This window comes from Luteolibacter ambystomatis, assembly GCF_018137965.1.
Lineage (GTDB): Bacteria > Verrucomicrobiota > Verrucomicrobiia > Verrucomicrobiales > Akkermansiaceae > Luteolibacter > Luteolibacter ambystomatis.
Genome location: NZ_CP073100.1, coordinates 2690512 through 2715814, shown reverse-complemented (window position 1 = coordinate 2715814; position 25303 = coordinate 2690512). Strand labels below are relative to the sequence as shown.

18 protein-coding genes and 2 tRNA genes are annotated in these 25303 nt (G+C 62.3%); 18 read left to right on the top strand and 2 right to left on the bottom strand.

Annotated features, from left to right (window positions below; translation table 11 throughout):
- The first annotated feature begins 15 nt into the window (after positions 1-15).
- The 3 genes from mnmE to KBB96_RS10430 all read left to right on the top strand — a co-directional run bounded on the left by mnmE (position 16) and on the right by KBB96_RS10430 (position 5952).
- The gene (mnmE, locus tag KBB96_RS10440; protein ID WP_226373522.1) at positions 16-1371 is read left to right on the top strand and encodes a tRNA uridine-5-carboxymethylaminomethyl(34) synthesis GTPase MnmE; all 1356 of its coding nucleotides are present in this window, start codon (positions 16-18) and stop codon (positions 1369-1371) included.
- A 347-nt stretch (positions 1372-1718) separates the two neighbouring features.
- Positions 1719-2744: a toll/interleukin-1 receptor domain-containing protein gene (locus KBB96_RS10435; protein WP_211629330.1), complete on the top strand. Its 1026-nt coding sequence runs from the start codon at positions 1719-1721 to the stop codon at positions 2742-2744.
- 439 nt (positions 2745-3183) lie between these two features.
- A complete protein-coding gene (locus KBB96_RS10430; RefSeq protein ID WP_211629328.1) occupies positions 3184-5952 on the top strand; it encodes a tetratricopeptide repeat protein in 2769 nt (922 codons plus the stop codon).
- A 221-nt stretch (positions 5953-6173) separates the two neighbouring features.
- Here the strand turns inward: KBB96_RS10430 and KBB96_RS10425 are convergent, their stop codons facing one another.
- Positions 6174-8357, bottom strand: a complete 2184-nt coding sequence (locus KBB96_RS10425; RefSeq protein WP_211629326.1) for a TonB-dependent receptor — start codon at positions 8355-8357, stop codon at positions 6174-6176.
- Between the two features lie 62 nt (positions 8358-8419).
- Here KBB96_RS10425 and KBB96_RS10420 point away from each other — a divergent pair, with 62 nt between their 5' ends.
- The 8 genes from KBB96_RS10420 to KBB96_RS10385 all read left to right on the top strand — a co-directional run bounded on the left by KBB96_RS10420 (position 8420) and on the right by KBB96_RS10385 (position 20043).
- On the top strand, positions 8420-10108 hold the full coding sequence (locus KBB96_RS10420) for a choice-of-anchor M domain-containing protein (protein WP_211629324.1): 1689 nt from the start codon (positions 8420-8422) through the stop codon (positions 10106-10108).
- Positions 10109-10132: 24 nt separating this feature from the next.
- Positions 10133-10852, top strand: coding sequence for a choice-of-anchor M domain-containing protein (locus KBB96_RS10415; protein WP_211629323.1), 720 nt, complete (start codon positions 10133-10135; stop codon positions 10850-10852).
- Between the two features lie 196 nt (positions 10853-11048).
- Positions 11049-11711, top strand: coding sequence for a PEP-CTERM sorting domain-containing protein (locus tag KBB96_RS10410; RefSeq protein WP_211629321.1), 663 nt, complete (start codon positions 11049-11051; stop codon positions 11709-11711).
- Between the two features lie 95 nt (positions 11712-11806).
- A complete protein-coding gene (locus tag KBB96_RS10405) occupies positions 11807-13300 on the top strand; it encodes a tetratricopeptide repeat-containing sulfotransferase family protein (RefSeq protein ID WP_211629319.1) in 1494 nt (497 codons plus the stop codon).
- A 75-nt stretch (positions 13301-13375) separates the two neighbouring features.
- Entirely contained in the window at positions 13376-15214 is a 1839-nt protein-coding gene (locus KBB96_RS10400) for a GreA/GreB family elongation factor (protein ID WP_211629317.1), read from the top strand.
- A gap of 23 nt (positions 15215-15237) precedes the next feature.
- On the top strand, positions 15238-16533 hold the full coding sequence (gene eno / locus KBB96_RS10395; RefSeq protein WP_211629315.1) for a phosphopyruvate hydratase: 1296 nt from the start codon (positions 15238-15240) through the stop codon (positions 16531-16533).
- Between the two features lie 380 nt (positions 16534-16913).
- A complete protein-coding gene (locus tag KBB96_RS10390) occupies positions 16914-17462 on the top strand; it encodes a dihydrofolate reductase family protein (protein ID WP_211629313.1) in 549 nt (182 codons plus the stop codon).
- 133 nt (positions 17463-17595) lie between these two features.
- A complete protein-coding gene (locus tag KBB96_RS10385) occupies positions 17596-20043 on the top strand; it encodes a choice-of-anchor tandem repeat GloVer-containing protein (RefSeq protein WP_211629304.1) in 2448 nt (815 codons plus the stop codon).
- Positions 20044-20082: 39 nt separating this feature from the next.
- On the opposite strand, the gene KBB96_RS10380 is transcribed toward KBB96_RS10385, so the two are convergent.
- Positions 20083-20655, bottom strand: a complete 573-nt coding sequence (locus tag KBB96_RS10380) for a hypothetical protein (protein WP_211629302.1) — start codon at positions 20653-20655, stop codon at positions 20083-20085.
- Between the two features lie 178 nt (positions 20656-20833).
- Here KBB96_RS10380 and KBB96_RS10375 point away from each other — a divergent pair, with 178 nt between their 5' ends.
- From KBB96_RS10375 to KBB96_RS10345, 7 genes are all read left to right on the top strand, one after another.
- A complete protein-coding gene (locus tag KBB96_RS10375) occupies positions 20834-21091 on the top strand; it encodes a hypothetical protein (RefSeq protein ID WP_211629300.1) in 258 nt (85 codons plus the stop codon).
- Entirely contained in the window at positions 21088-21765 is a 678-nt protein-coding gene (gene bioD, locus KBB96_RS10370; RefSeq protein ID WP_211629299.1) for a dethiobiotin synthase, read from the top strand. Before KBB96_RS10375 ends, bioD begins: the two co-directional genes overlap by 4 nt.
- A 241-nt stretch (positions 21766-22006) precedes the next feature.
- Complete coding sequence (gene trpB, locus KBB96_RS10365; protein ID WP_211629297.1) at positions 22007-23200, top strand: tryptophan synthase subunit beta; 1194 nt, start codon at positions 22007-22009, stop codon at positions 23198-23200.
- Between the two features lie 63 nt (positions 23201-23263).
- Positions 23264-23334: transfer RNA gene (locus tag KBB96_RS10360), tRNA-Gln, on the top strand.
- A gap of 54 nt (positions 23335-23388) precedes the next feature.
- Positions 23389-23462, top strand: a tRNA-Gln gene (locus KBB96_RS10355).
- A 93-nt stretch (positions 23463-23555) separates the two neighbouring features.
- Positions 23556-24701, top strand: a complete 1146-nt coding sequence (locus KBB96_RS10350; protein WP_211629295.1) for a tyrosine-type recombinase/integrase — start codon at positions 23556-23558, stop codon at positions 24699-24701.
- Positions 24702-24817: 116 nt separating this feature from the next.
- Positions 24818-25264, top strand: coding sequence for a helix-turn-helix domain-containing protein (locus KBB96_RS10345; protein ID WP_211629293.1), 447 nt, complete (start codon positions 24818-24820; stop codon positions 25262-25264).
- Positions 25265-25303: the final 39 nt, after the last annotated feature.

The window sequence follows — 25303 nt, the reverse complement described above, 5'->3', positions numbered from 1 at the left end:
GACCATGGCGGTCCCGTGACTCCCTCGGAATCCCACACTCCCACCATTGCCGCCGTCGCCACCGCGCCGGGCGTGGGGGCTGTTTCCCTCATCCGCGTTTCCGGTCCGCAGGCGGTAGCCATCGCGGATCGTGTCACCGGTGGCCGGGCTTCCCGCGCGGAGCCGCGCCAGGCCGTGCGCTGCCGCATTCTCGATGCCGCCGGAGCCACGCTTGATGACGGCCTCATGACCGTCTTCCGGGGCCCGCGCAGCTTCACCGGGGAAGATGCCGTGGAGTTCGCCGGGCATGGCGGCATGCTCGTCACCCGCGAGGTGCTGTCCCGTTTCCTCGCCTGCGGAGCCATCCCCGCCGGTCCGGGTGAGTTCACCCAGCGCGCGTTTTTCAATGGCAAGCTCGACCTGACCCAGGCCGAGGGCGTCATGGACCTCATCTCCGCCCAGACCTCGCTGGCGCTCCGTGCCGCTCGTGAACAAATGGAGGGCACCATCGGCCGCCGCACGATTGAAGCCCGCGATGAAATCCTCGGCGTGCTCGCCCATGTGGAGGCCTACATCGACTTTCCGGATGAGGACATCGATCCCGATACCGGCCGCGCCCTCTGCGATCGACTCGACCGCGTGTCCGCCGCCATCGACCGCTTGCTCGCCACAGCCGACCAAGGCCGCATCCTCCGCGAGGGCGTCCGCACCGTCATCTTCGGTGAGCCGAACGTCGGCAAATCCAGCCTGCTCAACCGTCTGCTCGGATACGAGCGTGCCATCGTCAGCGAGATCGCCGGCACCACTCGCGATACCATCGAGGAAACCGTGAACCTCGGCGGCATCCCGCTGCGCCTCATCGATACCGCGGGTGTCCGCCAGGCAGGGGATCGCATCGAGGAGGAAGGCATCCGCCGCACCGTCCGCCAGATCGAATCCGCGGACCTGCTTCTCGAAGTCGCCGATGCCGGGCTGCCACGTCCCTTGCTCCGCCCCGCGGACGTTCCGGAAGACACCCGCCATCTTCTCATTCTGAACAAGGCCGACCTCGGCGAGCACGCCGATTGGTCAGGCATCGAGGCCGTGCGCATTTCCTGCCAGCTTGACCAAGGCTTCGACCGCCTCGAAGCCGTCATCCGCGAGGCCCTCCACCTCGGCAGCGGCGAATGGGGCGATCACGCCGTGGCGATCAATGCCCGTCATCAGGCATGCCTCGCCCGCGCCCGCCAATCGCTCGCCGCCGCCTCCGCGTTCCTGGAACCACCCGCCGATACCGAGCTCGCCGCCATCGATCTCCGCGAGGCGCTCGATGCCCTCGGCGAAGTCGTCGGCCGCGTCGATACCGAGGATCTCCTCGGCGTCATCTTCTCCAGCTTCTGCATCGGGAAGTAGGGGAGGGGTGTCCGCTTTTCCTCGGCCTACTGCATGCATCGTGGATGATGATCCGTCCCGCTGTGCGGCCTGAAATCCCGGAAGCTGTCCAGAAATTCGGGAAAGCAGGGATTTGTCTCCGAAAAAAATCCGGCTGAGGACGGCCACGCTCCGTAATTCAGGGCAGTCATCAACCAGACCGCGTGGAAAGCGGTCCCTGCCGTTTTTCAGGCGGATTCTTGGCAGATTCAGGTTTCAATTACCGCTCCATCAAACTTTTTCGCCAGATTCGCACCCTTCATCTGGTTTGAATTTGTATAACATGGCAGCTAAGAAAAGCCCGTTGGTCCAATACGGCCCCCTCCCCCATGCAAAAAAAGCCACTCATCTTCTTAAGTCACGCATCCACTGATCTTGAACTTGCCACCCGAATAAAGGATTTGATACGAAAGGCATTTGTAGAACAAATTGAAGTATTTCTATCAGACGTTGATATCCAGACGGGAGATTCGTGGCGAAGCAAATTGATGGATAAACTTCGGGAATCACAAGTTCTGCTGCTTCTTGCAACCGAACGGTCGATCTCACGCCCTTGGGTGAACTTTGAAATCGGTGCATTCTTCGCATTGGAGAAACCGGTCTATCCCGTTCTTTCTCCAGGCCTTGAAAAAGACCAGCTTCCTTCCACATTCAATGATATTCAATATATACAGCTCGACTCCGTCAAGTCCGTGGATCTCTTGCTGCAGAATATGGGGAAATTCACGCTTGGGGGAAAAGCCGCCAAGGTGAATACAAGGATGTTTCTCGATTTTGCGATCAATTTTGAAAAGCGGGTTCAACGGCGGGCGGAACTCTTTGAAATCATCGATAAAAGCAAAGATATCTTGGATCGCTTGCCCTCATGGCTTTCTTCTTGCTCCTATGAGGGGGTCTTGTGCGGTTTTCATTTCCAGAAAAGCCTTTCCGATCATCGCGAATTCTACAAGGAAGCGGTGATGCGGGGTGCTCGGCTCAAAATCGCCTACTGTGATCCGGATTTGCCTGATTTGCGTGGCACGGCCGAATCTTTCCGCATGGAATATGAGGAACTTCGGCTTGAGGTTCTCTCTGGTGAGCAAATACTTATAAATCTTTGCCGCGAAATCAAAAAGCTCAAACCGTCCAAGGCAGGCAGCATTACTCCTATTAAACTGTCACGCGTCCCGAATGCTCGATACTACCTGTTCGACCGCGAGGCACCGGATGGATTTGTGGCCTGCACCCCATACATCGATCTACGGCCCGCGCAAACGCCAACGTTTGTTTTTGGCGCGGGAGCTCCCTCCGCAGTTCAATATGCGAAGGCATGTATGGAGCTTATTGAAGAGAATGGCTCGGTCGTCAAAATCTAATACAGGCATTCAGCGCGTATTCGCTCCATCCCATTTGGTGACTCCACTTGCCCCCAACCCTCCTGGAAGCTGTCTGAAAATTCGGGAAGGCAGGGACTTTTCTCCGGAAAGCCAGCAAAGGACGGCCACGATTCGGAATTTCGACCTGGTTCCCAAAGATGGTCGCCATCAACCGAATTGTTCGGAGAGAGATCTCTGACATGTTTCAGATAGCCTCTCGGGTTGATCCACCGTAAAAACGATGTCGCAGGGAGAGGGGGCTCCCTGGGCAACCCGGGCCGTGCGTCGCAAACCGTGGTGCCCTCTTCATGCCATATCCCGCGGGAGGGCGGTCGTTGGTCGCGGAGGCCTCGGATCATTTGTCTGGCTGGATACGGTGGCCGTGCCACCCGTGGTCTTGGATTGATTTTCCCGTAAAATACCGAACCTTTCCCGGGAGATGACAGCCTCCCGGAACTTCGTGGTGCTCGCGGCCCTGACTTTGGCGGCTGCCGGGCCACTTGTTGGCGCGCCTTCGGGGGAGTTGCCGGACGCTTGGAAGGAGAATACGAGCCGGAAGACCGTGCCATCGCCGGATCTCCCGAAGTCCCCGCCAGCCCTGCCGACTCCGATCCCATCCGGCGATCCGGTGACGGATGAGATGGCCCGGCTGGGGGACGACAATTTCCGCGTCCGCGAGGAGGCCACGAAAAAGCTGTGGGGCATGGGCGCGGGTATCGTGCCCCGCCTCCAGCAGGCGTTGAAAAGCCCGGATCCGGAGATCGTGAAGCGCGCGAACTTCCTGCTCCGCCGCATCGATTTCGACATCACCCCGGATACGCCCTCGGAAATCACCGACCTTGTGGACCGCTATTCCCGCGCTCCGCAGGACCAGCGCATGCGGCTCATCTATGACCTGCGCCAGCGCCGCGCCTGGCTCCAGATCCTGAAGCTCTATGCGCGTGAGACCGATCCGGCGGTCCGTTTGCAAATCCGCCCCGCTGTTGAAGGCGCCGCTGTTTTCGCCGCCCGCGAGGCCATCGTCGCGGGGAAGATGGCCCGTGCCCGCTCGCTGCTGGAGCTGAATCCCGGAGATAGCCAGGGGCTGCTCGCCCTGGCGGACTTCCACCGCGTGGAGGGCACGTTGAAGGCGGAGCTGGCAAAGGGCCAGCCGCCCGCCGGGGTCGGGCGCACGCTTTGGGAACTCGCCCTCTACCGCGTCTCCGGAGACATGCCGATGGCCCGCGCCGCCGCCAATGCGGCGAAGGAGGAAAACATCGTGGCATCCTGTGCCGTTCTCGAGGGGGATCCGCTGCCATGGTTGGAGGCCTCCGAGGGAGCGGAGGGACCCGCCGCCCTGCGGGACATCTACCGCAATCTCGCGGAGAAGCGCTGGCGCGGAAACATCCTCACTTCCCAAGACATGGAGGTCTTCGAGCCTTACGAGCGCGGCGGCGATGATGGCAGCCGCTGGATGGCGGCGAACTGCCTCTTCCTCCTCGGCCAGCCGCAGGCCGCGGAAACCATCCTGTCCAAAGTCTCTCCGATCACGGCCTTCCGCTATTACGATTCCATGGAGCGCCTGCCGGATGCCTTCCGCGTCCTCGGCCTCGATCCAAAGAGGCCCGATTTCGCCAGTTGGATCGCCCGGAATTTCGCTTCCCTCGGTGAGGATGCGGATCAACCGGAAGACAAGCAGGCCGAGCTCATCGCGGTTGCCTCCTTCCTGGAGCGCCGCGGGATGAAGAAGGAGCTGGCCGTTTACGATCCGCTGCTGGTGAAGCTCGCCGACAATGATCCAGATACCTTCCTGCGCTTCCTCGGCCAGCTCGTCGTCCCGTTGAACCGCGCCGATGACGGCAAGGCCACCACCCTGGCCAAGCGCGCCGCCATCGCCTTCGCCAAGGATGACGCCGGCCGCTGGAATGATGTCATCACCCATCTCTTCAGCGAGACCACCAGTGTGGACGAGTGGTGGGAGTGGCTGGGCAAGCTCGATCCGAAGGCCCCGCCGGCTGCCCGTCTCGATGGCTTGTTCGCCCTTTTCCGGATCGAGTCCGATTCCGGGCACCAGCGTGACCGCTGGCTGAAACTCGCCTGGGCGGACATCGCAAGCCAGCCGAAGGAACCGACCGATGAATCGAAGGAGGCCAGTCAGCAGAAGATCCGTCTCATGACCGGCCTGTCCACGGACGCCAATGACCTGCAGACCGGATTGCGGGCCTGGGAAATGGTTTCCAATGTGGAGGAAGATCCGGATGAGACCAACATGGGCTACCTCTGGTTCCTTTCCGCCGCCGGACGCTGGGACAAGTGCGCGGACCTGTGGTTGAAAATCGCCAACCAGCAGCCCGGCCGCGCCGATTTCCATGCCTACACCGCCGCCGCGATGCGCCGCGCGGGGCGGAATTCCGAAGCCACCGCCCAGGACGCCTGGGTGGAGAAGCTCGTCCTCGCCGATCCCGCCACCTGCGTGCTTGTCGGCCAGGGCTATGCCTACGGCGGCGATTTCAACCGTGCCAACCAGTGGTGGGAGCGGGCCTACATGGTTGCCCTGCCGGGCAGCGACGTGTGGAAGCTGGCCCTCCAGCTCAATGCCACGATCGCCTTGGAACGGGGTGATTGGTCCCGCGCCGCCGCCTTCTACGAGATCATCGCCCTCTACGAGAACGGCTACGAAAGCCTCCAGAACGTGGCACCCGGCGTGAAGCTGCGCATCCGCATGACCGCGGACTACTGCCGTGCCTTCAACCGTCTCAAGACCGACCGCCAGTCCGCCATCGCCCTGCTCCAACAGTGCCATCGCACGCTGGGCCCGGATGGCGCGCTCGCCGACTACTTCTTTCCCGGCTTGAGAAAGGAGGGCCTCATCGAGCAGCACGATGCCTGGTTCGAAGAGTCCTGGCAGGCCCTCACCGGGATCATCAAGGCCTATCCGGATTGCGAGAACACCCGCAATACCGCCGCCTGGCTGGCAGCGCGCGCCGTCCGCCGTCTGGATGAAGCCGCCGCCATCGAGGATGCCGCGCTTGCGTCCTCTCCGGATCAGGCCGCCTATCTGGACACCCGCGCGGAGATCCAGTTCGCCCGCAAGGATCGGAAGGGAGCCATGGAATGGTCCGCGAAGGCTCTCTCCGTCTCGCCCCTGCTGGGAGTGGGCAATCCGCTGAATCTCGACCTCCGCCGCCAGACGGAACGCTTCCGCAACGCGCCCTTCCCGGTCCCGTGAACCGTGGCGGTGGTTGGAATTTTCCTCCCCCCCCTGAAAAACGGGATGCCGCCGTCGTTCATGAGCGGGGCGAACCCCGCCCGTGCAAGGAATCCACCCTGAGTTGGAACCTCGGTCATTGAGCACGAAACGACGACGGCACCACCCGACAAGTTAGCACTCTAGCAGCCTCATGCACGGAATTAATGGCCGTTTTTGTGGCTTTGTGACTTTGAGGCGGTTCAGAACTCATGGCGAATGCCCAGTGAGAGGCCGCGGCCCGGAAGCGGGGCGGTGTCCTTGCGGAAAGAGGTGGAGACACGCGCCTCTTCGTTGAGGAGATTGGTGGCCCGTATGAAAAAGGTGACATCCTGCCCGGCCCGCGAGAGCTTCCAGGAGGCATCCGCGTTCAGCATCGTGTAGGAACCCGGAGGCAGCTCCGCCCGCGGGGCGGGCTTCACCCGGTCCTGTGCGAAGGCATGCCGCAGTTCGACTCCGGCGTTGAAGTTCCCGTGTTGCCACTCGAGCCGCGTTCCGAGCCGCAGCGGTGGCATCCGCGGAACCGGTTCGTCGTCCGTGACATTCGTCGCATGGACGTAGTCGCTCATGAGGGTCAATCCCAGGCCCTCGCGGACCCTCCACTCCAGTTCGGACTCGAAGCCGGTGAATCGAGCCTCGCGGCCGATGTATTGCACCGCACGGCCGAAGCCACCCGTGAGGCCGGGCGCTTCCTGGAGGAAGATGAAATTACTGAAATCATAGTAGTATCCGTTCACCCGCAGCGTCGCCGGACCCTTCGACACCTTCAGGCCGAGCTCCCCGCCGGTCGAGCGTTCCTGGTCCAGCGGGACACCATCCAGATCGCCGCCGACCAGGAACCGTCCGATCCCGGCATTGTTCCAGAAGGCGTAGCGCTCGGTGGCGGTCGGGGTCCGTTCCACGCGGGAAAGCACGGCGGTCAACGACATGTCATCGAACCACGGCACGTCCTTCCGATTCCAGGTGAGCCCTCCCGAGGTGCTGTTGGAGACATCCTCGCTGCCGCGGACAAAGCCCAGATGCTCCAGGCTTTCATCCGTCACCTTCGCCGCTTCCGTGCGGTGGCCGATCTGCCATGTCCAGTCTCCGACCTCGTATTTCTCCAGCAGATAGATCCCTGCGGACTCGCTGTGGAACTGGCTGCGCGCCCGCTGGATGCCGGGAGGGGGGAAGACGGTGCGGGCCGCCGTGAGATCCTCGATGCCGCCCGTGATCCCGACAACTCCGGTCAACCGGCCATCAAGCAACTTGTGGTGGGTGTCCAGACGACCCTCCCATGCATCCTTCCCCAGCGAGGTGTCCAGAAAGTCCCGCCCCGAGTCCTTGCCCATTCCCTCGAAGAACTCGCCATGCCGGTAGGTCGCGTAGCCGAGGCGGCCTTCGATGCGGGAGATGCAGGCGTTTTCAAAATCCGCGCTGCCTTCGAAATCGAAGCGGTCCTGCGCCATCTGGATGCTGTAGTCCCCGAACAAATCGGTGGGATCCCCGGGATAGAAATAAGGCACGCCATAGGTGCTGTCGAAGCGGGAGTAGGACATGCCCAGCAGATAGGGGCGATCCTCCGGCTTCCAGGAGATCCCGCCCGACCATGTCGATCCCTCGTGGGCCGAATTCGGAAGTGTCCCCGATGCGTTCGGCACCGGGATTTCCATGCCCAGGCCCGGGTCATAGACACGCGGGCTCTCCACGAACTCATGGGCTCCGCTGCGCGCCCTGCCGGGGATGGAGATGTCATTCGAATCCCGGGCCGATCCGGTGAACCGTAGGATCCAAGGCCCTTCGGAAAGCGTCAGATGGCCCGCCCCGGCCCATGCCTCGCCATTGGTATCGTATCGGGTCTCCCAGCCGCCCGACACGGCTTCGGCCGGATGCGAGCGGGCGAGCACGCGGCTCCTGGCATTCACCGCTCCGCCGATCGCGGAATTGCCGTAGAGCAGCGATGCAGGGCCACGGTGGATCTCCACGCTCTCCAACAGGAACGGCTCCAGCGCCACGCCATGATCCGGGCTGACATCGGAAAGGTCGAACGTCCCGAGATCGTCCTTCAGTGTCCGCACCCGTACCCCTTCGAATCCGCGGATCACCGGGCGGCTGGAACCGGGTCCGAAGTATCCCGAGGACACACCGGGCTCCCATCCGAGTGTCTCTCCCAACGTGGCGCGTGCGTTGCGCTGCAGCACCGCTTTTGGAACGACCTGCACCGGCTGCATGGAAATGGCTCCAAGGTGGCTGGCCTTCTCCTCCCGTTCGCCCGTCACGACCACTTCCTCCAACTCGGGCTGTTCTTCCTGAGGAGGTTCCACCGGCTCCAACAGGTCCTGGGAAAATACGAATCCGGGAGTGACAGCCACCAGGGCAAATCCGGCTGCGGCAAACAATGCGTTCATGAAATTGAGTTGCCTATGAATTTTAATTGCTAATGCAAGATATTTGCAATTAATCCGGCGCCATGCGCTTGATCTTCGCTCTAACCGCGCTGGCGGTGCCGTCCGCCAAAGCCGCGACTCCTCCTGCGGACCTTCTCTACGGCCACTTCGAGTTTCACCTCGGCTACGTGCCCACTCCCGGAAATCCGGATGCCGGGTGGCGCATCACCGCTTCCTATGATCAGGACGACGATTTCAGCACCGCGGATGGAGTCGTGGTCATGGACCCCTCATCCACGGTTTTCACCGCCGCCCCGTCCACGCTCACAGCTGTTCCGTCCCCTCCCAGGAGCTTCGCCCGGTTCGGCCCGGCAGGGACTCCGTTGTGGATTCTTCCCCAGAACAACACGCTCGGCCGCCTTTTCCTCGGGGTCCGTGCCACCATCCCCACCGGCATCTTCCAGGCATCCGTTGGCGGGAACTACACTCCCAGCCCGCAGGGCAGCATTTCACTGCGCCTGATTTCCGTGACCGGGACCGGACCCGCGGCGGGAGGACAGTTCGCGACATGGAAAACCGAGAGCCTCAACACCCAGGTGTTCTCCTTCGATACCACGGACGGAATCACCGATGCCGACAAGATCGACACCATTCCGGTATCCTCCCACACCCACTACAACTGGGGCTTCACCAAACCCGGGACCTACGACGTGACCGTCGAGGCAAAGGGCAAGCTGATGGCAGCGCCCACCAGCATCACCAGCGGCCGGGCGACCTATCGCTTCTCGGTGCCTTTCACCTCCCGCGCTGCGAATGGCTCCTCGATCCGTGTCGTGGCGGATGCCATGGGCAAGCCGCGGATGGTCGTGGGCTCCTCTTCCGAGCCGGTTGCCTACGCACCGGATCAGGTCATGCTGGAGGCTGGCACCGCCACCGGTGCGTCTTCCGCCCTTCCGGGAGCCCTATGGGAGGTCAATGGCACGCTCTCCACTCTCGCCGCCGGTTTTCCGAACGGAGTGGGGGTGGACCCGGTAACCGCTTCCAGAGCCTTGTCGGGAAGTGAATGGTCCGGAGTTTCGCTGGAGATCGGCAAGGTCCGCGGGCCGGGGAATTTCGCCCTCATCGAAGGTGGAACGGTGCTGGCCGGAAACAGCGGGGGGACCATCCCGTTGAACCCTGCGGCCGCCCGCAATATCATGGCAGGCTTCACCGCAAGCGGACTCTACGTGGCGGAGTGTCTGGTGCATGGCGTCAGGAACGGCCTGCCGGTTTCCTCCGGTCCGCTCAGGCTGTTCTTCGGAGCGGGCCTCACCGCGAACCACACCTACGCCGACTGGCAATCCAGCTTCGAACGGACGGCCGGTATCTCCAGCGGTGCGCTGGCGTCCGCGGCGGACGACTTCGACCATGACGGCGTGGCCAATGGCGTGGAGTTCGCACTCTTCTGGCACGGGATGGATCCCACACGTCCGGATTCCTCCCTCGGGCCTCTGCCATTCCCGGATGCGGACGGATACGCCCGCTACGAGTTCCTGAGGGATACCTACAAGGACCCCCTGAACGAGACCGGTTGGCAGATCCGTCCGTCCTACAGTCCGGACCTCGTGACATGGCGTCTCCGCTCCTCCCGGACTGCGGGATTTCCATTCACCGATGCCGAAACGGGGGCCGGTGAAGGAAACGCGGCGGGCCGCATCACGCGCCGCCGCCTGCGCATCATGCCGGGTCCATTCGACCGCATGTTCTACCGCATGAACATCAAATCTTTCTGAACCCGACCAACACATAACAGCCAAATGAAACTGAAAACACGATTCGCGTTGTCCGCGGTATCCTTGCTGCTCGCCGGCGCTTTCACGGCCCCGGATGCGCGTGGGGCTGTCACCTATACTTCCGGGCACGCGGACATCGGCGTCGCCTATGAAGACGGGGCGTTCGATCTCCATTTCCATTCGGAAGGCGGCGTGATCGATGGCGTCGAAACGAATGGAGAATACGCTCCCGGCGATGTCATCATCCGCGCGGATTCCGCGAACCTCACGCTGCCGATGGATTTCCCGGCTCTCGGAAAGGTCTCTGGCGAGACAATCTGGGTTCTGCCTTGGACACAGGAAGAAGGGTTGCCATTCCTCGGGCTCGCCTCCGAAGAACTGAATCCCGACGATTGGGATTCATCGGGGATTACCTTCACCATCACGCAGGCAACATGCCTCGGCGATCCGGCCGCATCTTTCGCCATGTGGCGCTATGATGTGTTCGGCGGCATCATTCTGGATGCTTCTTCGCTGACAGGGCCCTCCTCCATCTCCACCACGACCGGCGGCCATGATCATTTCAACTTCGGGTTCAGTACTCCGGGAGCATGGGATGTGACCTTCACCGTCACCGGTACCAACAATTCGGACGGGCCGGTGAGCGCGACGGGAACCTTCCGCTTCGACGTCGTTCCGGAACCGTCGTCCGCGCTTCTGGGAGTATTGGGCACCGGTTTGTTGGTCCTCAGACGCCGCCGCTGACCGAACGCTTTGGGGGGTAGCTCCCGGCATCGTCCGACTGGTGGTGCCGTGGGGCCTTGATACGCGCCATCCCTCTTTCCGGTGGCAGGGAAGGGGGATGGCGCGACGATTTTCCCCCACAGGCTGTCGATTTCCCCCATCAGGGCAGAGGAGGGGTTCCGGCATGATCGGTGCGGTTTTTATTTCCCGTACCCCCATGAAGCTCCAATCCTCCAAGCTTTTCCAACTCGCTTCGACCGGTGCGGCGGGTCTCGCCCTGGTCCAGTCGCTGCAGGCCGCCACGGTTCTCACCGGTTCCGGCCTGACCAACAACACCACCATTCCCACCACCCATGGCAGCAACGCCGTGGGCACGCCGGACATCGCGCTGAACTGGAGCCCCGGTGGCGCGCTCGGCTGGCAGGCCTACAACAGTTGGCCGACCGGCGGCCAGGTCTATCAGCTCGATGGTCCCGGCAGCGGCTATACCGGTGCGGTCAACTACACCATCGCCTTCACCCCTTCCTCCGGCTCCATTGCCGTCAAGCTGACCTCCATCGACCTGAACGACTGGGTCGGCCCGTCCACCGTGTCCCTGCAGAATACCACGCTCGACTGGACCGTGACCGGCAGCGTCTCCGGTGCGCTCGGCGGCGGCACCGGTCTGGTGGTCACCAATGGCACCGTGCAAACACTCAACTTCGGCATCCAGGGAGTGGGCGGTGAAACGCTCACGCTCTCCTTCAAGCCGACGGGAGGCTCCGGTTCCTACTTCGCCGTGGACAATCTGAGCTTCGACCAGGTGGCGGTGCCGGAACCGTCCGGCATCCTGCTCGGTGGTCTCGGTCTCGGCGCGCTGGCGCTCCGCCGCCGCAAGTAGGACTCTTTGCATCCGTAGCTGCCACGTCCCGCGGCGGCCACGGTTGTCAGCAGGCTTCCCCTGCCGTTGCCCAGTCATCAGGATAGGTGCAAAGAATGAGAGCGGAGGCGGAACAAGCCCTTCAACGAGGGGATATCCATGAGGCGCTGTCCCTGTGGTCCCTCATCACCGCCGGCAATGCCTCACCGGACGACCTGCTGACTCATGCTGGCATCCTCCAGCACGTCTATCGCTCGGCCGAGGCCGCGCCATTGTGGGATCGCCTCCTGGCGCATCCGGATGCCACGCCGGACCAATGGCTGATGGCGGCGAAGCGGTTTTTTCAGGACGGTCGCTTTGCCGCTTGTGCCCGTTTCACCGCCCGCGCTTGGCAGGCGGTGCCGGATTCTCCGGACATCGCCGTGCTGCACGCGTCCGCCTTGGAGCGCTGCGGCGAATTGGAAGAAGCCGCCCGCGTGGCCTCCGCCTTGCTCGCGGCCCATCCCCTGCATCCCCGGCTGGTGCGTCAGCTTGCCCACCTGGAGCGGCGCGAGGGCCGTTTCGAAACCGCCCGCGAGCGCCTGGAGCGGCAGTTGCAGCACCACACCTCGCACGACGACTGGCGGCTGCGCTACGAACTCGCCGCCATCTACGATCGCCTCGGCGGCTTCACGGAGGCCATGCGCGAGCTGGAACTTGCGAAGCGCCAGATCGCCCGCGAGTCCGCTGCGCTGCGTCCAGAGTGGCGGGCCATGACCACCCGCCAGTGGGAGGTCACCCGAGGCATCACCCCGGAGCGGCTGGCCCGCTGGCAGCGCGAGGCCCCGCAGCCGCCGCGCCGCATTTGTCTGATGGCGGGCTTCCCCCGGTCCGGCACCACTCTGATGGAAAAAGTGCTCACCGCTCATCCGGGCTGCATCGGAACGGATGAGTCCGGCGTTCTCGCCACCCAGTTCCGCACGCCGATCGTCTTCGGCGCGCGCTCCACCGCGGAGGTGCTCGTGGAATTGGACGGCTATGACGAGGCGAGCCTCGCCGCCGGCCGCGATGTGTATTTCCACTGCACCGCCGATGTGCTGGGTGAGGAGCCCGGCGACAGGCTGCTGCTGGAAAAAGATCCGCTGCTCACGCCGGATCTCGCCCTGCCGCTGCGGTTGTTTCCAGAGGCGCGCATCCTCATGCCGCTGCGCGATCCGCGTGACGTTCTCGTCAGCTTCTATTTCACCATCGTGCCTCTTGCGCCGAACAGCGTGGCCGCGGCCTCGCTGGCGGACTCCGCGCTCTATCTCACGGAAGTCATGCGCCACTGGCTGCTGTGGCGGGAGCGGCTCGATCCCGCGCGCTGGATGGAGTCCCGCTATGAGGACCTGCTGGCGCACCCGGAGGCCCGCACCCGGGAGCTCGCCGCCTTTCTCGGGCTCGACTGGCGTCCGGAAATGCTCGCCCACCATCAGGCTGCGGACGCGCGTCCCATCGGCACGCCCACCTACGATGATGTGTCGAAGCCGCTCTACACCCGCTCGCTCGGACGCTGGCGGAACTACCTGCCGTGGCTGGAACCGCATCTGGAAACCCTCCGGCCCGTGCTGGATGCCTTCGGCTGGACCTGATGGCCCGGACGTCCCGCGACCGTTGGAACCACGAAGGACTTGCGTTTTGCGCCCCCGGTTCCCATCTTCCGCGCCATGCATCCCGATGTGGCAAAGTTGGTTGAAGCCGGACGCATCCCGAAACCGGTGGGAGAGCGACTTACCCAGCTCTCCCCCGGAAATTTCTGCGTCCACAAGTCATGGGGTGCCGGCAAGGTCGTCGATTGGGACCTGCCCTCCAAGAAAGTGGTCATCGATTTCGAGCGCTCCGCCGCCCAGACGATGGAGCTCCAGTTCGCCTTCCAGAAGACCGAGTGGATCCCCGCCGAAGATTTCCGTGCGAAGAAAGTCGAGCAGTTGGAGGAACTCCGCGCGCTCGCCAAGAAGGACCCGGTCGAGCTGATCGTCCACCTTTTGGACAGCCACGGCGGCACCATGACCGGCGATGCGCTGGAAAAGGAACTCTCCGGCGCGGTGATCGCTCCTGATGATTTCAAGAAGTGGTGGGAATCCGCCAAAAAGGCCCTGCGTGAGAGCCGCCGCGTGGTGGTCCCGCAGAAGCGCACCGAGGCCCTCGTCCTCCGTGGCGGCGACCGCACTCCGGCCCAGCAGCTCGTGGCCGACTTCGAGGCCGCCCGCGACCTCAAGGGCATGATCAAGGCTCTCGAAGCCATCGCTTCGGACATCGGTGCCTTCGCCAATGACCAGGACGCGCTCCGCCAGCTCCTCACGGACATCGACGAAGCCGCCCGCAAGTCCTCCCGCGTCCAGCTCGGCCTGTCCCTCCAACTTCTCGCCGCCCGCGATGAAGTCGTCGGCACCGCCAAGGCCCTGGAGCTCGATCCCAGCGCCGTCCGCATCTCGGACCTGCTCCAGACCGTGGACGCCCAGAAGCTCGCCGAGGAAGTCGGACCGCTGCCGTCCAACCGCCAGCGCGCGATCTTCGAGGCCTATCCCGCCGCCTTTGGCAATGAGTGGGTGGACCGCATCGTGCAGGTCTTCGACCGCGTCGGCGCCCGTGGAGTCACGGAAATCGCCCGTATCCTGGTCGAGAAGAAGGAACTTCTCGCCCTCGGCCGCCACCTCCGCTCCGCCATCGCCCGCCGCGCCCTCGGCCCGGACGCGCTGATCTGGATCTGCCGCGAGCGCAATGGCTCCGCCATCGAGGTCTTCAGCCCGGAAGTGGGTGCTTCCATCCTCAACCTGTTGGAGAACGACCACCTTTCCGATGGTCCGCGCAAGACCTCCCGCCTCCAGACGCTTCTCACCGAGGACAAGCAGCTCCTCGGCGATCTCGTCAGCCTGATGGACATCAACGAGGCGCGCAACTTCGCCCGCCGCATGCTGGAGTGTCCGGTCTTCGCCGATCTCGAGAAGAAGTCGCTCATGGCCCGCGTCATCAAGGCCAAGCCGGACACCGCCGAGCTCGTCTCCGGTGAGAGCAAGAAGCGCGAGGAAGACCTCCTCGTTTCCTGGGACAGCCTCGAGCGCAAGAAGGCGGAACTGGATGACATCATCCGCGTCCGCATTCCGCAGAACACCAAGGACATCTCCATCGCCCGCGAGTACGGCGACCTCCGCGAGAACTTCGAATACAAGTCCGCCAAGGACTACCAGAAGTTCCTCGGCAACCGGAAGGCCGAGCTCCAGAAGGAAATCAGCCGCGCCCGCGGCACCGACTTCAAGGGCTCCGATGCTTCCGCCGTGAACATCGGCACCGTGGTCACCTTCACCGATGGCAACGGCAAGGAAGTCGTTTACTCCGTGCTCGGTGCCTGGGACTCCGATCCTGAAAAGAGCTACCTTTCCTATTTGTCCGAACTCGGTGCTTCCTTCCTCGGCCTCAAGCCGGGCGATACCGTCGAGGCACGCGATCTCACCACCGATGAAAAGCAGACGCTCACGGTCCGCTCCATCGCCGCCTTCAATCCATAAGGATTCACCTCCCTCTACTACTCATGGACTACACCACCATTGTTGAAATCCGCGGCCGCGAGGTCATCGACTCGCGCGGCAATCCCACCGTCGAAGTCGACGTCGTCCTCGATGGCGGCGCTGTCGGCCGTGCCGCTGTCCCCAGCGGTGCCTCCACCGGCGAACACGAAGCCGTCGAACTCCGCGATGGCGACAAGAGCCGCTATCTCGGCAAGGGCGTGCTCAAGGCCGTTGAAAACGTCAACAACCGCCTCGCTCCCGCGCTCCTCGGCTTCGATGCCACCGAGCAGGCCGCCATCGACGCCGCCATGCTCGCCATCGACGGCACCTCCACCAAGAAGGAGATCGGTGCCAATGCCATCCTCGGAGTCTCCATGGCTGTCGCCAAGGCTGCTGCCCAGCAGATCGGCCTCCCGCTCTACAAGTACCTCGGCGGCCCGAACGCCAAGGTCCTCCCGGTGCCGATGATGAACATCATCAACGGCGGCGCCCACTCGGACGCTCCGATCGACTTCCAGGAATTCATGATCGTGCCGGTCGGCGCCCCGACCTTCCGCGAAGCGCTCCGCTACGGCGCGGAAGTGTTCCACTCCCTCAAGAAGGTCCTTCACGACCGCGGCCTCTCCACCGCCGTCGGTGACGAAGGCGGCTTCGCCCCGAACCTCGGTGGCGCGGAAGACGCCCTCGCCGTGATCGCCCAAGCCATCGAGAAGGCCGGTTACAAGCTCGGCTCGGACATCTCCATCGCCCTCGACGTCGCCTCCTCCGAGTTCTTCGACGCTTCCAAGAACGCCTACGTCTTCAAGAAGTCCGATGGCTCCGTGAAGTCCGCCGAGGAACTCGTCGCCTTCTACGCCGATCTCCAGAAGCGCTACCCGATCATCTCCATCGAAGACGGCTGCGCCGAAAACGACTGGGCCGGTTGGAAGGTGCTCACCGACAAGCTCGGCGGCTCCACCCAGCTCGTCGGCGATGACCTCTTCGTCACCAATACCGAGTTCCTCGCCAAGGGCATCGCCCAGGGCGTCGCCAACTCCATCCTCGTGAAGGTGAACCAGATCGGCTCGCTCACCGAGACCTTCGACGCCGTCGAGATGGCCAAGGAAAACGCCTACACCGCCGTGCTCAGCCACCGCTCCGGTGAGACCGAGGACGCCACCATCGCGGACCTCGCCGTCGCCACCAACTGCGGCCAGATCAAGACCGGCTCCATGAGCCGCTCGGACAGAATCGCGAAGTACAACCAGCTCCTCCGCATTGAGGAGCAGCTTGGCGACGACGCCGTCTACGGCATCCACAAGCTCAAGGTCCTGCGCTAACCCGCAGGGCAGGGGACATCCCCTGTATCTCTCTCAAAGCCGCATCCGGAAACGGGTGCGGCTTTTTCTTTGCCCGCCGCAGGCGTAGTAGCGCGAGGCTCCCGCCTTGCGTGTTGGGATTACCAACATCCTCCCTCGCACGTTCAGTCCGCCGGTGAGTGTCCAGTTGCCAGCGGCTCTTCCACCGTAGCCGGAGTCGTAAGACTTCGGGCAGGGTAGATCCACGAAGATCCCTGCGCGTTCAGTCCACCCTGGAGTGACCACCGGCCACTCCCCACTCAAACACCTTCGCGGACCTCCCCCACACGCAAGGCAGGAGCCTCGCGCTATATCTTCCTCCACCCTCGACGCTCCTCAACCACCCCGCATAGTCTCCAACCATGCGACCTCTCCGCTATTCCATCAACGTCACCTTGGACGGCTGCTGCCATCATGAGGCGATCTCCCCGGACGAAGAGCTGCATCGCCACGCGACCGATAACCTCAACCGCGCTGATGCCCTCCTCTTCGGCCGGGTTATCTATCAAATGATGGAGACCGCATTCCGCCCACCCGCCGAAGTGGAAGCCATGCCCGCCTGGATGCACCCCTTCGCCCGAACCATCGACGCCGCCAGGAAGCACGTCGTCTCATCCACCTTGCCAAGCGTTGATTGGAACGCGGAACTCATCCGCGGAGATCTCGCTGAGGCCGTCCGTCAGCTCAAACAGCAGCCGGGCAGGGGAATATTCACCGGAGGCCTGAAGCTCCCGATGGCCCTCGCCGAGCTGGGATTGATCGATGAGTATGAGTTCATCGTCCATCCCAAGCTGGCTGGCTACGGCCCCACCCTGTTCGCGGGCTTGCCCAAGCCTGTCGATCTGAAGCTGGTCAACCGCCTGGAGTTCAAATCCGGAGCCGTGGCGCTCCGCTACGTGCCCGAAGGATGACCGCGCCCTTGCGGGTCATATGTGTCTGCATGGCCCGGCTCATTAAACTGTGGCAGAAGGGCATTCCTCCACCCCTCGATCCATGTCACATCCATCACGTCATTGCGCTTGCCGCAGGGTAGGGGAATAAGTCATGTCCCGCAGCGTGATCTTCCGTTCCGGATTGCTGCTTCTCGCCACCTCCTTCGCCCTCCATGCGGCTCCTGTCTTCGAACCGCTCCAGGGGTTTGTGGGTCCTCCAGATGGGGTGGGTGACCTCACTTGTGGCAGTGATGGAAATTTCTATGGTGTCAGCAGGTTTGGAGGGGCGTTCTACCAAGGTGCTTTGATTCGTATGACCCCTGCGGGCCAAGCCACGCTCGTTTCCCATTTTGAAGGTGAAATCGGAGCTCCGGCAGGTCCTCTGACCCCTGCTCCGGATGGTAGGTTCTATGGCATGACTGTGGATGGCAGCGTTTTTCACATGACCCTGGAGGGTACGCTGACGAAGATTGCGTCGCTTCCTTCCACGGTGGTCTGGACTTCGAATGCCATGGTGCTGGCCACTGACGGAAACCTCTACGGTGTGACCCATTACCCCGGAGATGGCCATAACTACGGATCTATCTTCCGCGTCACGCCTTCGGGGATGGTCCAGATTCTCCAGGTGTTCAGTGAGATCACCGGCTACGCTTCCAATGCCGCACTCGTCCAAGGAGTGGATGGTCTCCTTCACGGCACCACCAGCCGTGGAGGCTCGGGAGGTTGTGGCACGATCTTCACTCTCTCCTTGGACGGTGTCTTCCAAGTCACCCACCACCTTTCATCGGATGAGGGTTCGGATTCGACGACCGAACTCGTTCCGACTCCGGATGGATCATTGTATGGAGCCCTCGCTTCCGATCCTCAAGCGCACGGAGGAAAGCTCTTCCGGATCACTCCTGCCGGGGATTTTATCACCGTCCATGTCTTCGATGGCACGACGAGCGTTTATCCGGGCAAATCGATGGTCAGGACCGCGGATGGTTCCCTCTTCGGCACCACGGCCTACGGCGGAGCATTTGGTTCCGGCATGGTCTTCCGTCTGTCCGCCGGGGGCAAGTTTACCATTCTCCATAGTTTCGATCCGGATCGCGACATTGGCACGGAACCTTTCTCCGGTTTGGTCCAAGGGCTGGACGGGAATTTCTATGGTACTACCAGCAACGGTCTTGGTTATGGCGGTGCTTTTCGTGTCACCTCCGCCGGGAAGTTCTCCTTCATCGGTGCTTTCGGCTCCTCTGGAATGGCGCGGCCTGTTGGACCTCTTGTTCAGGATCGGAATGGTAATTTCTATGGTTGCGCGACTGCGGGAGGGACTCGAGGTGGCGGCACCTTTTTTCGGATCAATGGGGATCATGAGATCTCTTCCCTCTACGATTTCGATGGCCTGATCAGTGGTTCCTCTCCTTTGGTCGTAGGGCGGGATGGAAATTTCTATGGGGCCAATACTTTTGGGGCAACCCGCGGCTCCTTCTTCCGGTTGACGCCTGAAGGCAGATTCTCGCTGCTCACCGAGTTTGGCAATCTTTCTCCTACGATCGCCGGTCCGCGAGCGCCGGTACTGGGTTCCGATGGCAATTTCTACTCCTGTGCCGACATCAATCGATCCGGCTCGTTCAACCCCTGCATCATCCGGCTCACTCCGCGTGGTCGGGTGGATGTCCTGGCCGACTTCGATCCGGGTCAAGGAGACTATCCCCGCGGCGCGTTGGTGCAAGGTGCGGACGGCGGTTTTCGTGGCGTCAGTTCATTTTACAATTTCCCGTCATCCGGCGTGGTCTTCTCTTTCAGCCCCGGCGGTGGAGTTACCACTCTCGCGCCATCCGATGAGCTATACGACGGTAACTACGATGTTGGCCTGACGGCGGCTCCCGGCGGGGAATTCTACGGCGTGGGTCCCCACGGCATCAAAAAGCTCACGGCGGACAACCAGGTCAAAACCGTTGCCGTGGTGCCCAATGCGAACTCCAAGCTGCTTCTGGCGGCGGACGGCAATTTCTATGGCACGACGTCCGGCGGACATGGAAGCGTCTTTCGCATGACTCCCGCAGGGCAGGTTACCACGATCCACACCTTTTCGTTCCTCGATGGATCGGAACCAGCAGGTGGGCTCATGCAGGCGGCTGATGGCCATCTTTATGGCACCACCCAATTCGGTGGCACGACCTCCGATGGCCGTTTGGCAGGTGGCGGAGAGTTCTTCCGCATCCGTCTGGGGGCGACTTTCGTAACGGAAGCTGCCTCCGCCGTGACCTGGATCCAGGCGGTGCTTAGCAGCAGTGTGGATCCGGGCGGTTTGGCCACCGCTGTCTATTTTCAATATGGCACTGATCCCACGCTGAAATCGTCCTCCGCCGTGAGGGTAGGCACGGTGCCGGTCGGTGCCATCGCCATGGTTTCGACTCCGGTGACCGGACTGCTTCCCAATCGGACTTACTATTATCGGGTGGTTACTCAGAACGCCGAGAATCCAGTCCCGCAGGCTGGCGCGATCCGTTCCTTCACCACCGCCCGCCTTCCGACTTTGCGTGAACTCCTCGGTCTCGGCGGCCCGCGCTGATTTCTACAGCTACGGTGTACCTGGTAGTTCGAGACAGACTCACCTCACATTCCCGAACGGATTCGAACTCCCACCGCCCGCGGGAGCCGTGGCGGCGGGGGATCCCGCACCCGGCTGACGGTTGTAGGAATATCCGTCCGCAGACCGGCGGCAGACCGAGCCGTCCTTCGACAGCACGAACACCAGGTCCGGATTGTTGTTCCAGTTCGTCAGCGAGATCAGCCGGGCATCGCCCGTCGTCTCCCATTTGCCGGTCATCACGCTGCCCTTGTAATCGTGCTTCCACGTCCCGTCCTTGTGGAACTCCAGCGTGGAATCGTTTTTCTGCCAGAAGGAACCGTAGAAGGGGGACTTCTCCATCGCGATCACAGCGGAGACGACGACTCCTGTCTTCGCGCCCGCGGGCTCCACGGTTCCGCCCGATCTCACTTTTGCCAGTTCGTCGCGCACCAGAACCGCGCCGTCGATGTTGCCCTTGGCGGTCTCGGACTTGATCAGCGCCTCCAGTTTCTGGGCATAGGCCGTACGCAGCGTGGCCAGTTCCACCGGTTCCGGCGCGGCGATGGCGAGGGAGGAAATACCGATCAATCCGAGTGCAAGATATCGCCTCATGACAGGGGAGGGGAAGTTGGGTCCATGAGACATCCTGAACAGGCATCCGAGTCAAGTCCGACAGCGGATTTTGGGAAGATCTGTGGTTTTCCATTTCATCGATTCAGAAGATGATTTAAATCTGTCTATCGATTTCATGAATCCGACTTCATGGGCTATGCTCCACGCATACCCCATCATGAAAACGCCATCCATTTCCCGCACCACCGGCCGCTGGATTGTCGCCGGTCTGCTTGCCGCCGCTTCCGTGGCGGTCGTCGCCGCCTGCCGGACCGCCTGTGGCACCATCCGGAATCCCGGGGACCATCACCCCATCCACACCGCTCTCAAGAAAATCCGCTGCTCCGCCGCCGAAGCGCGCTTGCGCCGACAGCCGCCCGTCCCGCAGCAGCCGTTCCCCACCACCGGCTGGGATGGCAATCTCGCGCTGAAATGATTGACCCCGCCGCCGCGAGCCGTCACGGCTCCCGCGTGAGCGTCTTCATCACCGGCACCGATACCGGCGTGGGCAAAACCCGCGTCACCACCCTCTTGCTCGAGGCCCTGCGCCACGACCGCCGCGATGCCGTGGGCTACAAGCCCGTCTCCTCCGGCGATCGCGAGGACGCCGCGCTCCTGCTCGCCTCCTCCGGCCTCCCGGAAGACCAGCTCGATGCCATCAACCCCGTTTTCTACCAGACCGCCGTCGCCCCCTACGTGGCCGGCATGCTGGAAAACAACCCGCTCGATCCCGCCGCGCTCATCCGGGGCTACCGCGACCTTGCCGCCCGTCACGAACTCGTCCTTGTCGAGGGGGCGGGGGGCTGGGAAGTCCCGCTCGCACCCGGCTACGCCATCTCCGATCTCGCCGTCGACCTCGCCCTGCCGGTGATCCTCGTCGCCGCGAACAAGCTCGGCGTGCTCAATCACCTCGTTCTCACCGTGAATGCCATCAAGGCCCGCGGCCTCACCTGTGCCGGCATCGTGCTCAACGAACTGGAGGACGAGCTCGACACCGCCAAGATCACCAACAAGGGCGTCCTGGAGGATCTCACCGGCGTCCCGCTCCTCGCCCACATCATCCACGGCCAGGACTTCCTCGATCTGGAGGACTTCCCGATCTTCGGCTGAAAAGAGAGACCACGAATGAACACAAATGGACACGAATGAAGAGGTTGTCCTCATCGATTCGTGCTCATTCGTGGTTTTCCTGCCTGTGACCGGCCCCTCCTCCCGGAGCTTCCGAGGTCCATCTTTTCGCGAGCCTTCGTGTTTTTCGTGGTTCCTCGCCGCAGGGCGGGGAGGGGATTCCCGCTTGCTTTCCGCCCCGGCGTCCTCCTTCTTCCCCTCAGCCCCTTCCGGTCCCCGCATCATGTCTCTCACCACCCTGCCAGACGCCACCGGCCACTTCGGCAAATTCGGCGGAATGTTCGTCCCGGAAACGCTCATGGCGCCGCTCCAGGAGCTCACCACGGCCTACGACGAGGCCCGCCGCGATCCCGAGTTCCAGAAGGAGCTCGACCACCTCCTCGCCGACTACGTCGGCCGTCCGACGCCCCTCTACTTTGCCGAGCGCTGGACCGAGGTCCTCGGCGGCGCGAAAATCTACCTGAAGCGCGAGGACCTGCTCCACACCGGCGCGCACAAGATCAACAACGCCATCGGCCAGATCCTCCTCGCGAAGCGCCTGGGCAAGAAGCGCATCATCGCGGAAACCGGCGCCGGCCAGCACGGCGTGGCCACCGCCACCGTCTGCGCCCGCTTCGGCATGGAGTGCGTCGTTTACATGGGTGCCGTGGACATGGAGCGCCAGGCGCTCAATGTCGCCCGCATGCGCCTCATGGGGGCCGAGGTCCGCGCCGTCACCGCCGGCCAGGCCACGCTCAAGGAGGCCGTCAATGAGGCCATGCGCGACTGGGTCGCCACCGTCGATCACACCCACTACATTCTCGGCTCCGCGCTTGGCTCGCACCCGTTCCCGATGATGGTCCGCGATTTCCACCGCGTCATCGGCGTGGAGGCCCGCCGCCAGATCCTCGAGAAGGAAGGCCGCCTCCCGGACATCCTCGTCGCCTGCGTCGGCGGCGGTTCGAATGCCATCGGCCTGTTCCATCCCTTCCTGGGCGATGATGACGTCCTCATGATCGGCGTGGAAGCCGGTGGCGAGGGCATCATTCCCGAGCGCCACGCCGCCCGCTTCCAAGGCGGCAAGCTCGGCGTCCTCCAGGGCACCAAGACCTGGCTGCTCGCCAATGACGACGGCCAGATCGAGCTGACGCATTCCGTCTCCGCCGGTCTCGACTACGCCGCCGTCGGCCCGGAGCACGCCTACCTCCAGAGCATCGGCCGCGTGGAGTATTCCTACGCCACCGATGACGAGGCTCTCGCCGCCTTCAAGGAACTCGCCCACACCGAGGGTATCCTCCCGGCGCTCGAAAGCGCCCACGCCATGGCCCATGTCCGCAAGATCGCGCCGACGCTTTCCAAGGACACCATCATCATCGCGAACCTCTCCGGCCGCGGTGACAAGGACGTCGAGCAGGCCGCGAAATACCTCCTCAAATAAACGAATTCCGTGTTGCCAACGCGGAACCGGGCCGGTAATTTCCCGCCCCGCCGACGGGTCAATAGCCTCGTAGTGTAATGGTAACACACCGGATTTTGATTCCGTATTTCTAGGTTCGAGTCCTAGCGAGGCTGCTCTCCCGCAGCCCGGCACCCATCCAACAACTGGCCTCCAGGCTTCGTCAAAAAAGTCTCGTGGTGTAATGGTAGCACAACAGATTCTGACTCTGTTTGTTAAGGTTCGAGTCCTTACGAGACTGCCAGTTGTCGTTGAGTATCAGTGGGAACTTTTCGCCTGAATCTCGGATTTCCGCTATTTCTGGCAAAATTGGGCAGTTTTGGGCAGTGTTTTGTCCATGAAATCGTTCGCAGGGCTGAAGCCGAAGGAGATCAAAAGTGGGAGGTGGCAGGTCGATGTTCCTGCATCGCTTTCTGACTCGGGCAAGCGTGAGCGCTACTGGTTTCCTTCCCGTGCAAAAGCTCGCGACTACATCGAGAAGCTCTCCGATGGAGAAGCACTGGCCGTTTCCCCTTCGCTGTCAGCCGAGGTCCAACAGGCTCTAAAGCTATTGGAAGGAACGGGAGCCAGCCTTGTGGATGCAGCAAGGCTCTTCCGCGAGCGATTCGACAAGGACGCCGAATCGGAGATTCTTTTGAGAGCGGGAAATCTGTGGACTGCCACCGCTGAAATCGAAGAGGTGACGAGGAGGTCTTACGAGAGGACCATCCGGTTCTTCACGCCTTTTCACTCACGGAGTTTGGCTGGCATTGATGGTACCGAACTCGCGGCTCTATTGGCCACTTGGAGCAGGGGAACCTACCGGGAGCACTACGGCAACGCGCGCACTTTTTGGGGGTGGTGCGCACGCAAAAAGTGGTGCCTTGCGGAAACGTTCAACCATGTGGAGCAGCCCCAGCGGCGCAAGATCAAGCGAGCGGTCGTTTTGAAGCCCGAGCAAGTAGAGCAATTGCTTCGCAAGGCTGAGGAAGTCGATCCTGAAATGGCAGGTGCTTACGCAATCCTCCTGTATTCAGGTCTGCGAAAGGGTGAAGCAGCGCGGATGACCTGGCAGGATGTGATTGAGGACGGGATCCGTGTTTCGGACGAGCAGGCCAAACTCGATGCGGCACGATTTATACCGTGGAACGACCCGCTTAGGGCTTGGGGCGAAGTATTCCGGCCCGACGATCCAGAAACAGGGTTGCTGCCCGCCAATTTTGAAAACCGGGATGATCGCATTCGCGCTCTGTGTGGATGGAGTATTTCCAGCAAACTGTTGGGAGGAAACCCCAATCCTAGAGGCCCTGTGTTCCCTCGAAACGCCTGGAGAAAGACCAATGCCTCTATTATGGTGGCCTCTGGGTATCCGGTGCAGGACTTGGTCTTCGTTTTCGGCCACTCCGAAGGAATCGAAACGTTGCGACGCCGATATGTCGGGGCCATCACAAAAGGAGACGCTCATAGGATTCTCGATCTTCGTCCGACGAGGTTAGCTGCTTGAACGTTTGAAAGGCCGGCACGATGGTCCGACGGTGTTCGGTGCTGGGTCTACGAGGGCGACAGCGGTCGGTATTCATTTCCAAATGGACCGTATCGTATTATACCCGGTGCGAAACGATGAAGTCCTCCCGACCAACCCCGGCAGCTTTACAAACGGCAACCGAGATTGCTGTCCATTTCAATGTCGATCCCCGCACGATCCACTACTGGGCGGCTAACGGCTCGATCCCGGTGGCTTTCCGCAAGGACAAGATCATTCGTTTTCGTTTGGAGGATGTTCTTGCGGCCAATCAGGCGACTCCCGTTCAAATGACTAGGACGCTCGCACCGCAGCCGGGCGAAGTGCGCTCGGTGGAACTCTCCATCCTCGCGCTGAGCCTCCTATTGGGACCCGAGTTCCCACGCATCCCCACGGTCGATCTCGACAACATCACGCTGGGAGAGGTGGACGAAATCCAACGTCTCTGCTCACTCTACGAGACCGATCTCAATGCGTTGGCTTCGTTCGAGGAGCGTGCTCATTACGCAGAAGGTGTGATTGAAGGGGCTCGGGCAGCGGTATAGCGATGCCGGGCTCATGGATCTATGTGTCCGAGGGAATGG